General features: G+C 38.5%; 13 protein-coding genes and 1 pseudogene. 10 read left to right on the forward strand and 4 right to left on the reverse strand.

Going from position 1 to position 13,320, the window contains the following annotated elements; all coding sequences use genetic code 11:
* The 4 genes and pseudogenes from P8I29_06280 to P8I29_06295 all read right to left on the reverse strand — a co-directional run.
* Nucleotides 1–1,079 (reverse strand): site-2 protease family protein (locus P8I29_06280; protein MDG1917404.1); only part of this gene is annotated, 1,079 nt, incomplete at its 3' end.
* Nucleotides 1,080–2,240: a 1-deoxy-D-xylulose-5-phosphate reductoisomerase gene (locus P8I29_06285; protein MDG1917405.1), complete on the reverse strand. Its 1,161-nt coding sequence runs from the start codon at nt 2,238–2,240 to the stop codon at nt 1,080–1,082. It abuts the gene before it with no gap.
* Nucleotides 2,233–3,729: pseudogene (locus P8I29_06290) on the reverse strand (GH3 auxin-responsive promoter family protein). The gene P8I29_06285 and the pseudogene P8I29_06290 overlap by 8 nt, the downstream one beginning before the upstream one ends.
* 3 nt (nt 3,730–3,732) lie before the next feature.
* Nucleotides 3,733–4,599 (reverse strand): M23 family metallopeptidase, encoded by an 867-nt coding sequence (locus P8I29_06295; GenBank protein MDG1917406.1) that lies wholly within the window; start codon nt 4,597–4,599, stop codon nt 3,733–3,735.
* A gap of 95 nt (nt 4,600–4,694) precedes the next feature.
* Between P8I29_06295 and P8I29_06300 the strand changes: the two genes are divergently transcribed.
* The 10 genes from P8I29_06300 to atpG all read left to right on the forward strand — a co-directional run.
* Nucleotides 4,695–7,286 (forward strand): tetratricopeptide repeat protein, encoded by a 2,592-nt coding sequence (locus P8I29_06300; protein ID MDG1917407.1) that lies wholly within the window; start codon nt 4,695–4,697, stop codon nt 7,284–7,286.
* Between the two features lie 42 nt (nt 7,287–7,328).
* A complete protein-coding gene (locus P8I29_06305; GenBank protein ID MDG1917408.1) occupies nt 7,329–7,745 on the forward strand; it encodes a polymer-forming cytoskeletal protein in 417 nt (138 codons plus the stop codon).
* The gene (locus P8I29_06310; protein MDG1917409.1) at nt 7,708–7,941 is read left to right on the forward strand and encodes an AtpZ/AtpI family protein; all 234 of its coding nucleotides are present in this window, start codon (nt 7,708–7,710) and stop codon (nt 7,939–7,941) included. The genes P8I29_06305 and P8I29_06310 overlap by 38 nt, the downstream gene beginning before the upstream one ends.
* Nucleotides 7,931–8,320 carry a hypothetical protein gene (locus tag P8I29_06315; GenBank protein MDG1917410.1) on the forward strand — a complete coding sequence of 130 codons (390 nt, stop codon included), beginning with the start codon at nt 7,931–7,933 and terminating at the stop codon, nt 8,318–8,320. The genes P8I29_06310 and P8I29_06315 overlap by 11 nt, the downstream gene beginning before the upstream one ends.
* A gap of 117 nt (nt 8,321–8,437) precedes the next feature.
* The gene (gene atpB, locus P8I29_06320; GenBank protein ID MDG1917411.1) at nt 8,438–9,511 is read left to right on the forward strand and encodes a F0F1 ATP synthase subunit A; all 1,074 of its coding nucleotides are present in this window, start codon (nt 8,438–8,440) and stop codon (nt 9,509–9,511) included.
* A 36-nt stretch (nt 9,512–9,547) separates the two neighbouring features.
* A complete protein-coding gene (gene atpE, locus P8I29_06325) occupies nt 9,548–9,739 on the forward strand; it encodes an ATP synthase F0 subunit C (GenBank protein ID MDG1917412.1) in 192 nt (63 codons plus the stop codon).
* Between the two features lie 82 nt (nt 9,740–9,821).
* Entirely contained in the window at nt 9,822–10,322 is a 501-nt protein-coding gene (locus P8I29_06330; GenBank protein MDG1917413.1) for a F0F1 ATP synthase subunit B, read from the forward strand.
* 1 nt (nt 10,323) lies between these two features.
* Nucleotides 10,324–10,878 carry an ATP synthase F1 subunit delta gene (atpH, locus tag P8I29_06335; GenBank protein ID MDG1917414.1) on the forward strand — a complete coding sequence of 185 codons (555 nt, stop codon included), beginning with the start codon at nt 10,324–10,326 and terminating at the stop codon, nt 10,876–10,878.
* 10 nt (nt 10,879–10,888) lie between these two features.
* On the forward strand, nt 10,889–12,469 hold the full coding sequence (gene atpA, locus P8I29_06340; protein ID MDG1917415.1) for a F0F1 ATP synthase subunit alpha: 1,581 nt from the start codon (nt 10,889–10,891) through the stop codon (nt 12,467–12,469).
* Nucleotides 12,470–12,472: 3 nt separating this feature from the next.
* Nucleotides 12,473–13,320 (forward strand): ATP synthase F1 subunit gamma (gene atpG, locus P8I29_06345; GenBank protein ID MDG1917416.1); only part of this gene is annotated, 848 nt, incomplete at its 3' end.

The raw sequence follows: 13,320 nt of genomic DNA on the forward strand, positions 1-13,320 counted from the left end.
GGGAATATGCTACCAATGGAAATAAAACCACCTACTGATTCAGGTGATTTTTTAATGAGTTTGAATTGTTTGAGGTAATTAGCAATTTCCGAATGTGTTTTTTCTAGAGCAGCAGGTATAACATTAATAGCGTTATACTGCTCTTTCTCAAACTTATAAAGTTTAGTGAGAGGCCTCAACTGAACACCCATTAAACCTGTTTCTAAAAAAACATCAAAAGCCACTTCCTCACCAGACCTAACCACCACGACATTAGCAGAATCGCCTTTTAAAGTAGGGGTGTATTCAATAACATTGCCAGCAAAACCCATGTCTTTTTCGTTGATCCTAACGATTCTATCTCCCACCTTAGCCCCTGCGGATTCTAAAACAGAGTTTTCCGAGAAAGCATCAACCACAAAAGGAATATTAGGAGAGAACAAAGGGGTCTTGGCTAAAATAGCATTCTTGGTTTCGTTTGTAAAAGGAATAGCAATTTGCTTGCCGTCTCTTAAAACCACCACCTCTTTAGCGTCGTCTAAAATGAGTTTTTGTATCATTTCCGAGTGTAAACTTCCTTTTTCAGAGGCAAAACGCTCAACCTTATCACCGTCTATAGAATAAATAATGTCGCCATTTTGAAATCCAGCATCTAAGGCTAAAGAATCACAATAGATGCCGTATGTGGCATTTTCGCTAGGTAAATATTTCTCTCCCCATATAACTAAGCTGAAGGAATAAATCACAAAAGCTAAAATAACATTGACCGTAACACCACCCAACATAATAATTAAACGTTGCCAAGCGGGTTTAGAACGAAACTCCCAAGGTTGTGGGGGTTGCTTCATCTGCTCCTTATCCATAGACTCGTCTATCATTCCTGATATTTTAACATAACCACCTAAAGGCAACCAGCCGACACCATATTCTGTGTCGCCCACTTTCTTTTTGAAAATAGAAAACCAAGGATCGAAAAACAAGTAAAATTTTTCTACTCGTGTTTTGAACAGTTTAGCCGGGATGTAGTGTCCCAACTCATGTAAAACTACCAAAATTGACAAACTTAAAAGAAGTTGTCCTGCTTTAATTAATATTTCCATTTACCTTATTAATGCGTTAGCCAAAACCCGACTTTCTTCGTCCGACGAAACAAAATCATCGTATGTGGGATTGCTCACAAAAGTACTCTTTTCCATGCAACTTTCAAGGATATCTGACATTTCTAAAAAACCAATTTTATCTCGCAAAAAAGCATCGACAACTACCTCGTTGGCAGCGTTCAAAACACAAGCCATATTTCCTCCTTTATTCATGGCTTTATACGCCATAGAGAGATTTCTAAACGTATCAGTATCTGCTTTTTCAAATGTTAGATTTGGGTAGTCCATAAAATTGAAACGAGGGAAGTTAGAAACAATCCTTTGTGGATAGGCCAAAGCGTACTGAATAGGCAGCTTCATGTCTGGCAAACCCATTTGAGCCTTCATTGATCCATCAGTAAATTGTACTATTGAGTGAATTATAGATTGGGGATGAACGATAACATCTATTTGTTCGGGTTTTAAGCCAAACAACCATTTTGCCTCTATAACCTCCAAACCTTTATTCATAAGGCTTGCCGAGTCGATTGTTATTTTAGCTCCCATTTCCCAATTAGGATGTTTTAAAGCTTGCTCTTTGGTTACACTTGTCAAGCCTTGTTTATCCCAACCTCTAAAAGGACCACCCGAAGCGGTAAGGTATATTTTCTCAATAGGATTATGAAACTCACCCACCAAACATTGAAAAATTGCTGAATGTTCAGAATCTACAGGAAGAATACTTACACCGTTTTGCTTGGCTAGCTCTGTAATTAACGAACCTGCAACCACTAAAGTTTCTTTATTCGCTAAGGCTATATTTTTTTTGGCTTTTATGGCGTTTATAGTTGGTTTTAAACCTGAGTAACCCACCAAAGCAGTCAAGACCATATCAATAGAGTCCATCTCAACCACTTGAGATAGAGAATCTTTTCCAGCATAAACTTTGATGTCTTTTGGCGATAAAATATCAAACACCTCTTGGTATTTGTTTTCATCAACAATTACAACAGCGTTTGGCTTAAATTTTAGAGCCTGTTCTATCAATAATGTGCTGTTGGAGTTTGCGCTAAGAACCTCAACAACGAATAAACTAGGGTTTGCTTCAATAACCTCTAAAGCTTGTGTGCCAATAGAGCCTGTTGAGCCGAGGATAGCAATATGTTTTTTATTGTCAGTCATTTATATATAAGGTTAAGCTATTTGCAAGTTTACGATTATTTGCCAAACGTGGGGGTTTGTTTTGTCCACCTAATTTGCCTTCGGACTTCATATATTTTAAGAAGCCATTTTCTTGTACCTTTCTTATTACTAAAGGCTTTAATATTTTGCCATCGATAAGGTCTTTATAGTAGGTGTTTTGATTTTGCATAGCCACGTCTAAATCTTCAGAAAAACTAGTCATATCATTAGGCTGTTTTCGAAACTCAACAAACCACTCATGATAAGGCAATCCATTTGATGGATTTACTTCAGGAGCAACGTGAAATTCACTAACAATAGCGTCGTATTTTTTCACAACACCATACAAAGCCTCTTCAACCTCTTTAGCGATTACATGTTCGCCAAAAGCAGAAGTAAAATGTTTAATTCTACCGCTTACCACAACACGATAAGGTGATGTGGATACAAAACGAACAGTATCGCCAATATTATATCCCCACAAACCGGCATTAGTATTTAAAATAACGACTTAGTCTTTACCTAACTCCACGTCAGCCAAGCTTATTCTTTCGGCCTTATCCTCAAAAAACAGACTAGCCTCAATAAACTCATAAAAAATACCGTGATTAACACACAACAACAAACCCTCAACATCTTGTTTGTCTTGATAGGCTATAAAGCCCTCCGAGGCAGGGTAGGTTTCTATGCTAGGCACATCCTTACCTACCAATTCCAAAAACCGCTTTTTGTAAGGCTCAAAATTTACCCCACCATATACCATTAGACTGTAATTAGGAAACACATCCTTTATCTCTTTCCCTGTCCTTTCTTTTAACCTTTCAAAATACATTTGTATCCAAGGCGGAATACCACTTATCAAAGTCATGTTTTCAGAAATAGTTTCCTCAATTATAGCCTCTATTTTTTCTTCCCACTCTTCTATACAGTTGGTTTCAAAATTAGGGGTATTATCTCTTTGAAGATACCACGGCACATGATGAGCCACAATTCCTGAAAGACGACCCAAAGGAGCACTTTTGCTATAGTCTAGCTCTGGACTACCCTGAATAAAAATATTTTTACCATTTAAAAATCCCGCACACGATGTTTCGTAAACATAACTTAAGATGGCGTCTTTTGCTCCCTTCAAGTGGTAAGGCATAGAGTCTTTAGAAATGGGAATGTATTTTGTGCCAGACGTGGTGCCCGAGGTTTTACAGAAATACAACGGAAGACCTTTCCACAAAACATCTTTTTCACCGTCTAATGCACGTTTTATATAAGGCTTTAACCCCTCATAACCTCTTACAGGAACAGCAGATTTAAAATCTTTGTATGAACTAATAGTGGCAAAACCATGCTCTTTTCCAAAGGCTGTTTTTTCAGCTTTAGACATCAGTGATTTAAACACTTTTTTTTGTGCTTTTATCGGATTGTTTATCCACCAAGCGTTTTGTTGGTTTACCCAGCGGGCATATTGCACTCCAAAAAAAGATTTTAACCCCATAAATTAAAATAAGATATATTGTTCAGGGTCAACAGGGTTGTTGTTGTACCATATTTCGAAGTGTAGGTGTGGACCACTACTCCACTTGCCAGAATTTCCAATGATTGCCACAGCCTCACCCGCCCCTACTCTTTCGCCTTGACTTTTTAGTAGTACAGAGTTGTGTTTATAAACAGACAGCAGATTGTTTTCGTGTTGTATAGCAATAACATGGCCTGTTTCTGATGTCCATGAGGAAAAGACAACAACACCGTTTAAGGTTGATTTAATAAGCTCATTTTCTTTCGTAACAACATCTACCCCATAATGCTCTTCTTCAATGTTAAAAGATTGGGTGACAAGACCTTGAACAGGAACAAAGAACAATAATTTTTCTACACTTTGGTTATCCATGCTTGTAGTGCCAAAAAAATTAAATTTTTCTTCAGCCTCAACATGTTCTCTTAGCAAAGAATCTTCAGGGGTGCGCTCTACGGTTATGTCTTCTTGAGTGGAGATACGCTGCCAGTTGGAGCTTGTATTAGTGTCTATATCTCTTCCTTCAATGATGTTTTTGATATTTTGAAGGTAGCGCTCTCTATTTATGAGCTCTGTATTTAAGGAGTCAGAAAGTTGATTAAGCGTTACCATTTGACGTCTTATATTGGTGCTTGTATAGCCCGGAATATACTCTCTTAGTGGACTAAAAGCAATAACTAAAGCAGTGCCACCCATTAATAAAGTGATAGTAATACAACTTAATAGAAAGACGTTTAGCCTAGATATGTTGAACGATAAGCGCTCCTCAAAGTTTTCGCTATTTAAGATAACAAAACGGTATTTGAACCGCCATCTATTCCAAAAAGAATTCTTTTTTTTATCCTTAGACATAATCGCTGCAAATATCTTAAAATTTTATCTTAACGCCGATTAATCTTTAATTCAAGAAAATAAAATAATTTTGTCAGATATAAGTTATTGCACTAATGTTTGTTAAAACCCATTCTTTTTTAAGGTTATCTTTTTTGTTGTTTGTTCTCTTTGTCTTGGGTTCGTGCAAAACCACAAAGAACAAATTCTTTAACAGAAGCTATCATAAAACCACCACTCGTTACAACTGGTATTTTAATGCCAACGAAAGCTATAAGTCGGGGGTAAAAGTTTTAGAAACACAGCACAAGGACGACTTTAATGAACTTCTAAGTGTTTATCCTTTAGGCACTGAAAAAGAGGCCCAGTCTGTTGCCCCCCAAATGGACAAGGCACTAAAGAAGTGCGCTCAAGCCATCAGCAAACACTCTATGCTAATCAAGGGTGTAGAGCACAACCGCTGGATTGATGACTGTTATTTGCTTATTGGAAAATCGTATTTCTACAAGAAAGAGTACATAAAGGCTATTGAAGCTTTTCGCTTGGTGAGTCGTCAATTTGAAGGTTTAACAACCGCTTATGAGGCGCAAATATGGTTGATAAAGTCTTTTGTCGAGTCCAAAGATTTTAGCTCGGCAGATTTAATTTTAGAAAACGTTTTATCTGACGAAAACTTCCCAACAGAACTCAACAAAGACCTGGCTTTGATAATGGCGCATTATCACATCAGGCTAAAAGACTATGTCCCCGCTATTAGCGAGCTAGAAGAGGCGATCTCTCTAACCAAAAAGAAAAGAGAAAAGTCACGCTATCTATATATGGTTGCCCAATTGCATTACAACCAAAACAACTACCCGGCGGCAACCGATTATTTCTCTAAGGTTATTCGCATCAGCCCTGATTATGAGATGACTTTTAACGCTAAAATTAATAGAGCCCGTTCTTTTGATACATCTTCAGGTGGTTCAGAGCAAATAAAAGGTGAGCTGAACAAAATGTTGAAAGACGCTAAAAACAAGGAGTTCTTAGATGTTATATATTTTGGTTTGGCGGAGCTTAGCAATAGAGAAGGCAAGCTTAAAGAAGCTGTACCACTTTATGTGAAGTCGGTATCTAAAAGCATAAGAAATGACGCTCAAAAATCCTTGTCTAGCGTGATATTGGCAGACATTTATTACGATCAACAAAACTACCGTTCATCACAAGCATACTACGACACTGCCGTGGCTTTTATGAACACCAACAACGAAAGGTTTTTAGCGGCTTCTGCTAGGCAAAAAACACTTACCGAACTCATTACTAACCTTGATATTATAGAGCACCAAGACAGTATTCAGCGTGTTGCTTTAATGCCCGAAAAAGAACGCTTAGCATTTATCGATAAAATTATTGAAGAAATAAAAGCAGAGGAGCAACGCTTAAAAGCCTTAGAAAACGAGAGGCGTATGGACAATAATTTTTTCAACGATCCACGACAAAACAACAGCTTTAATAGAATGAATCAGAACAAAGGTGGCGGTTGGTATTTTGACAACCCCAATACCTTGAGTTTTGGTTTCTCGGAGTTTAACAGAAAGTGGGGTAAACGAAAGTTAGAGGACAACTGGCGTCGTTCAGACAAAAAATCACAAACCGTAGAAGAGGCTCTTGCTGACACCATTCAAGAAGAGGAGTTTGACCCTAAAAGCAGAGACTCTTACATCAAAGAGTTGCCACTAACTATTGAGGCTAAAAAAGCCTCAAACCAAATGATTATCGAGGCCTATTTTGACGCTGGAGTTATTTACAAAGAAAAATTGGAGGATGCACCCCAGGCCGTCACCACTTTCGAAACCCTAAACTCTCGTTTTCCAAAAAGCGACAACAGGGTGATGGTCTTGTATTTTTTATACAGACTGCACAAGGAACTAGGAAATGTTGATTTTGCTAGAGATTATAAACGCTTATTACTCAAAGAATTTCCCAACAGTGACTATGCCAAGCTTATAAAGGATCCGGCTTATGCTGATGAGATGGCTCAAGCCAATTCTTTGCTTAGCGCCGATTACGAAAAAGCCCACCAACTGTATTTGCAATCCAAATTCAAGCAATGCATAAGCCTTTGTGAGCGAGTCAATAATAAAAACCCTAACAATAACCTCTACCCCAATTTTGACTTTTTGAGGACTATGGCTAAGGGTTTTGGTGTGACCAAGAAAAACTACATGAACGCCCTAACGCTGATTGTTGAAAAATACCCCAAGCATCAGGTAGCAGAATCAGCCAAAGAGATACTCCAATTTTTACAACAAGAAACGGTAGTTGCTGGTGGTGGAACGGACTATAGCGATGGTGATTCACCCTATGTAAACAAGCCAAAGGCGGGGCATTATTTTATTTTATTATTCAAAGAGTATGATTTAGAGGTTGCTCTCGCTAAGTCCACCCTATCAAACTACCATTCGGAATACTACCGTTTGGACAGACTAAATGTTAGTGACTTACTTTTCGATCAGCATACTCATATGATAACAGTAAGAGAATTCCCCAATAAAGCCAAAGCGATGAGTTATTATAGCGCCTTTAAAGAGGGTGATGTAAGGGGAGTATTTGGAGAAGATTACGAGGCTTTTGTTATAGCAAGCCCTAATTTTCCAGCCTTTTTCAAAAACAAAGATATTGAGGGTTACCAAAAGTCCTTTGAAGAGTACTATTTAAATGAACAATAATCATAGTTTTTACTATATTTGTTGTACCAAAAACAAATTGTAATGTTTTCATCAAAAGAAAAAACCATGGCAAAACCACAAGAAAACACAGGCGTAGTAAACTTAATAGGTGTAGGAACAACTATTGTAGGTGAAGTAACTTCATCTGGCGATATACGTGTTGACGGCACACTTTCAGGTTCAATAAACACGAAAGGAAAAGTTGTTATTGGCTCTACTGGAATGGTAGAGGGTAACGTAAACGCTTCTAACGCTGATGTTTCGGGTGAGTTGAAAGGCTCTATTTCTGTTTCAGAGCTTTTAGCCTTAAAATCGACAGCAAAGCTAGATGGCGATATCGTAACTAACAAATTAGCAATTGAGCCAGGAGCTTCCTTTACGGGTTCTTGTAGTATGGGCGCAGTTATAAAAGACATCAACCATGCTGGAAAACAAGAAAAACAAGAAAAAACAGCCTAAGCGCTTTATTGTTCTTGTTGCTGTTGCCTCCCAGATGGGAATCACCATCTTTTTAGGGGCCTACTTTGGCAAATATCTCGATGCTAAATACCACACCGACAAGGCTTGGTTTACTATAGCGTTCACGCTTTTTGCACTACTAATATCTCTTTACTCGGTTCTAAAGACACTCAACAAAATCAACAATGAAGAGTAGTCGTTTTATCCTATCTTTTGCCGCTCAACTTTTTGTGGTGTTGTTGTTTGCTTTAGCGATTCATTATTTAGCTTTTGACCTACGAGGCATTCACATCAGTAGGAATGCCTGGACATTCACCTACCTTACCAATTTTTTGATGACGGCATCCGCTATTTTGTTGATTTATAAATTCAGAATCACCCATACTTTTAGTCTAGGCTATATATTTTTGGCGACGAGTTTAGCAAAATTATTGCTCTTTCCTTTGATTGTTCAGCCCATTTTGTTCGAATACTGTCAAAACGAAACCCACGCTTTTCTCCTGTTTTTCATTCCTTATTTTATAGCTTTAATGGTAGAAGTTTTGGTTTTGGTGCGCTTGCTGAACCGCTTGTAAATACCACCGCATTAATTTCATAAAAAAAGCTTAAAAATATTTCCTTATTTTATTTTTAGAATAAACAATAATATTTAGTTTTGCAGCGAATTCTTTAATAGCAATTTGTTGCAGACAATGAGAAGAAAATATAGTTTACTAGCCTTACTATTTACACTTACAATCAGTGGTGTAACATTTGCACACGACAACCACTCTCATTCAGATGATCATTCTGAGGTTCACCATGTCGAGAAAGATACACGTACAGAAATCAAGGAAACTATTGCGCATCACCTGAAAGACTCTCATTCCTTTGAGCTTTTTCACGGTGTTTCTTTTCCATTACCTATCATTTTATGGGATGATGGTTTGCATGTTTTTATGTCCAGCGCTTTCCACCACGGTGAGGCTGTTGCTGAAAGTAATGGCAACTATTACTTTATGGATCACGGTAAAATTTATTCTACCGATACTGAAGGAACCCTTGTTTACGACGACCACCATCACGCCTTAAATGACAAGCCATTAGACTTATCCATCACCAAAAATGTTTTTGTGGTGATGTTAACGTGTCTACTTCTCTTCTTCCTCTTTACTGCCCTTTCTAAATCTTACAGAAAAGGACCAATACCAAGCGGTTTTGGAAGACTGCTAGAGCCTTTGGTTTTGTTTATTAGAGACGATATTGCTATTCCAAACATTGGAGAAAAGCATTATAAAAAATACATGAGTTATTTGCTAACGGTATTCTTTTTCATTTGGTTTATGAACCTTGCTGGAATGACACCGCTCGGCATTAACGTTACAGGAAATATAGCGGTAACCTTTGCTTTAGCATTAATTACCTATTTGATTACACAATTTACAGCCAATAAAAATTATTGGGGACATATTTTTTGGATGCCGGGTGTACCAGTACCTATGAAAATAGTCCTTATGCCTATTGAGTTATTGGGAACAATAATTAAGCCATTTTCATTGATGATTCGTTTGTATGCCAACATTACGGCGGGTCACGTGGTTTTAATGGCGCTTATTGGTTTGGTATATATGGCCGGAAACGTTCTGGCTAGTGGTGCCTTTTATGGTTTGACACTGTTTTTAGGTTTAATAGAGTTGCTAGTAGCATTTCTACAAGCCTATATATTCACTATGCTAACGGCTTTATATTTTGGAGCTGCCGTAGAAGAACATCACGATGAACATTAATTTTTAACTGAGTATTAACTTTAAATTTTTCTAATTATGGAAATTCCAGCTATCGTAGGTGCAGGATTAGTAGTAATCGGAGCAGGTTTCGGTATCGGTAGAATCGGTGGTTCAGCCATGGACGCTATCGCTAGACAGCCTGAAGCGACTTCTAAAATCCAAACTGCAATGATTATTGCAGCAGCATTAATTGAAGGTATTGGATTTGCGGCATTATTTGCGGTATAATTTTCAATTATAAATCAAAACTGTAAGGGTTGCTTACAGTTTTGGTTTTACTCATTAAGAAAAAAAGAAACAAAGAATTGATATGGAAACTTTAATTAACGACTTTTCAATAGGCTTATTCATCTGGCAGACGGTCTTATTCTTGACGCTGTTATTCTTGTTAAGAAAGTACGCTTGGAAACCTATTTTAGGTGCAGTAGAAGAAAGAGAAGAAGGCATTAAAAGTGCTTTAGAGGCTGCCGACAACGCTAAGAAAGAGATGGAAGCCCTTAATGCTGACAACGAACGCATTTTGCGTGAGGCCAAAGCAGAAAGAGATGCTATCCTTAAAGAAGCAAGAGAAATTAAAGACGTCATTATTGCTGAGGCTAAAACTCAAGCAACAGTAGAAGCCGACAAGGTTTTAACCTCTGCACGTGAGCAAATCAACAACGAGAAGCTCGCCGCTATTACAGAATTGAAAAACCAAGTTGCGGATTTGTCTATTGACATTGCTGAGAAAATATTAAAGGCTGAGCTAAAAGACAACGACAGGCAAAAAGAAATGGTAAACAACGCTTTAAAAGAAGCAGCTTTAAGTTAAGATGAGAAATACCAGAGCAACATTAAGATACGCTAAGTCTTTATTAGAATTAGCTAAAGAGCAAAGCTCCTTAGACGACTGTAAGTCGGATATGGCGGCGGTAGTTGCTATATGTCAAGAGTCAAGAGAATTAACCCTGCTGTTAAAAAGTCCAGTGGTTAAAACGGATAAAAAACTCCTTATTATAAACGAAATATTTTCCAGCTTTTCTCCTTTAGCATTGGCCTTTATCAACTTAATTACCAAAAAGAAAAGAGAAGCCCTTTTGCTAGATATAGCAGAGCGTTTTTTATTGTTATACAAAATGGACAAAGGCATTGAGTCGGCGACACTAACAACGGCTGTAGCATTAGATGATGATACAAGAGCTCAAGTGTTGGACTTCATCAAACAACAAGGGGTTAGCCAAGTCGATTTAACAGAACAAGTAGATGAAAGTTTAATCGGAGGAGCAATCCTAAGGTTGGGCGACAAACAATTAGACGCCAGTGTAGCGCGTCAGATAAAAGATTTAAAACAATCGTTTAATAAAAACCTTTACATAAAGGACTTCTAAATTCACAACTATGGCAGAAGTAAAACCAGCTGAGGTATCAGCAATTTTAAGACAACAATTAGCAGGATTCAAATCCGAGTCTGATTTACAAGAAGTAGGAACTGTATTACAAGTGGGTGATGGTATTGCTCGTGTGTACGGTTTAACCAACGTACAGTCGGGTGAGCTTATTGAGTTTGAAAACGGACTACAAGGTATCGTTTTGAACTTAGAAGAAGATAATGTCGGTGCGGTATTATTGGGACCTTCTAAAGGGATTAAAGAGGGCGATGTTGTTAAGAGAACAAACCGTATTGCCTCTATCAATGTAGGTGAGGGAATGTTGGGCCGTGTGGTTGACACCTTAGGAAACCCTATTGATGGTAAAGGACCTATACAAGGCGACACTTACGAGATGCCTATTGAGAGAAAAGCGCCGGGTGTTATCTATCGTCAGCCAGTAAACGAGCCCTTACAAACAGGTATTAAAGCTATTGACGCTATGATTCCAGTAGGTAGAGGTCAAAGAGAGCTTATCATTGGCGACCGTCAGACAGGAAAGACGGCAGTAGCTATCGATACGATTATCAATCAAAAAGAATTTTACGACAAGGGAGAGCCTGTATTTTGTATCTACGTTGCTGTAGGTCAAAAAGGATCTACCGTTGCATCTATCGCTAAGACTTTAGAAGATGCTGGAGCATTAGATTATACTGTTATCGTTGCTTCTAATGCTTCTGATCCTGCACCGATGCAGTTTTATGCACCACTAGCGGGAGCAGCCATTGGCGAATTCTTTAGAGACACAGGTCGTCCAGCATTGATTGTATTTGACGATTTATCCAAACAAGCGGTAGCTTACCGTGAGGTATCTTTATTATTAAGAAGACCTCCAGGTCGTGAGGCTTATCCTGGTGATGTATTTTATCTTCACTCCCGTTTATTGGAAAGAGCAGCAAAAGTAATTAATGACGATGCTATTGCGGCACAGATGAACGACTTACCAGATTCTTTAAAAGGGATGGTAAAAGGGGGCGGATCACTAACGGCACTACCTATTATTGAAACACAAGCGGGTGACGTATCGGCATATATTCCAACCAACGTAATATCTATTACGGACGGTCAGATATTTTTAGATGGTGACTTATTCAACTCGGGTGTTCGTCCAGCTATTAACGTGGGTATTTCGGTATCTCGTGTAGGGGGTTCGGCACAGATTAAATCCATGAAGAAAATATCAGGTACATTAAAACTTGACCAAGCCCAATACCGTGAATTAGAAGCTTTTGCTAAATTCGGTTCTGACTTAGATGCGGCTACTACGGCGGTTATCGAAAAAGGACAACGTAACGTAGAGATTCTAAAGCAAGGTCAGTATTCTCCTTTGAGAGTAGAAGAACAAGCGGCTATCATTTTCTGTGGTACTAACGGTCTTTTGATGGATGTACCTACTAATAAGGTTAAAGAATTTGAATCCGAATTTATCGCTTTCTTACACAGCAAGCACCAAGACGTTTTAGACGCTTTAGCAGCAGGTAAGTTGAGTGATGATATCACGGACACTTTACGTAAGGTATGTGCCGATTTATCTAAGAAATACGCAGCATAAACTATGGCTAACTTAAAAGAAATACGGGCTAGAATTACTTCGGTAGGTTCTACTATGCAAATCACAAGTGCCATGAAAATGGTATCGGCAGCCAAGCTCAAAAGAGCTCAAGACGCCATTACACAGATGCGTCCGTATGCCAACAAGTTAAGTGAGTTATTGGTCAACCTAAGCTCTACACTAGACGCTTCTGAAGGCGGTGTTTATGCTGAAGCCAGAGAGGTTAAATCCGTTTTGATAGTTGCTGTAACATCCAACAGAGGTCTGTGTGGTGCTTTTAACAATAACGTGATAAAAGGAGCAAAAGCACTAGCCCAAGAATACGACAAGGCTGCTTTTGTTACTATAGGTAAGAAAGCATCTGAGCATTTTGCTAAGAATGGTTTTGAGGTGGTTTCTTCTCATGACGATTTGTACAACGACCTTACTTTTGCTAATACCTCGCTGATAGCTCAAGACTTAATGAGTCATTTTGTGGAAGGGCGTTACGATAAAGTGGTGGTGGTGTACAATCAGTTTAAGAATGCTGCTTCTCAGAATTTGATGACTGAAGCCTATTTGCCGTTGGAAACACCAGCAGAAGATACGGCTACTATTGGCGACTACATTTTTGAGCCAGAAAAAGAAGAGATTGTAGCTGAGCTTATCCCAAAATCTTTGAAGATACAGCTTTTTAAAGCGGTTTTGGATTCTCACGCTTCCGAGCACGGCGCACGTATGACGGCTATGCACAAGGCTACCGATAATGCGGGTGAGTTAAAAAGAGAATTGACTCTAACCTACAACAAGGCTAGACAAGCGGCTATTACAGGCGAAATACTAGAAATAGTCGGGGGTGCTGAAGCGCTTAA

The organism is Flavobacteriales bacterium, assembly GCA_029248105.1.
Classification (GTDB): domain Bacteria; phylum Bacteroidota; class Bacteroidia; order Flavobacteriales; family UBA7312; genus UBA8444.

What these genes read in the sequence shown, in the direction of transcription:
- P8I29_06285 (MDG1917405.1), bottom strand. Translation starts at nt 2,240, where the DNA reads ATGACTGACAATAAAAAACATATTGCTATCCTCGGCTCAACAGGCTCT.
- P8I29_06310 (MDG1917409.1), top strand. Translation starts at nt 7,708, where the DNA reads ATGCTGGAAAACAAGAAAAACAAGAAAAAACAGCCTAAGCGCTTTATT.
- P8I29_06295 (MDG1917406.1), bottom strand. Translation starts at nt 4,599, where the DNA reads ATGTCTAAGGATAAAAAAAAGAATTCTTTTTGGAATAGATGGCGGTTC.
- P8I29_06305 (MDG1917408.1), top strand. Translation starts at nt 7,329, where the DNA reads ATGTTTTCATCAAAAGAAAAAACCATGGCAAAACCACAAGAAAACACA.
- P8I29_06330 (MDG1917413.1), top strand. Translation starts at nt 9,822, where the DNA reads ATGGAAACTTTAATTAACGACTTTTCAATAGGCTTATTCATCTGGCAG.
- P8I29_06315 (MDG1917410.1), top strand. Translation starts at nt 7,931, where the DNA reads ATGAAGAGTAGTCGTTTTATCCTATCTTTTGCCGCTCAACTTTTTGTG.
- atpE (MDG1917412.1), top strand. Translation starts at nt 9,548, where the DNA reads ATGGAAATTCCAGCTATCGTAGGTGCAGGATTAGTAGTAATCGGAGCA.
- atpA (MDG1917415.1), top strand. Translation starts at nt 10,889, where the DNA reads ATGGCAGAAGTAAAACCAGCTGAGGTATCAGCAATTTTAAGACAACAA.
- atpB (MDG1917411.1), top strand. Translation starts at nt 8,438, where the DNA reads ATGAGAAGAAAATATAGTTTACTAGCCTTACTATTTACACTTACAATC.
- atpH (MDG1917414.1), top strand. Translation starts at nt 10,324, where the DNA reads ATGAGAAATACCAGAGCAACATTAAGATACGCTAAGTCTTTATTAGAA.
- P8I29_06300 (MDG1917407.1), top strand. Translation starts at nt 4,695, where the DNA reads ATGTTTGTTAAAACCCATTCTTTTTTAAGGTTATCTTTTTTGTTGTTT.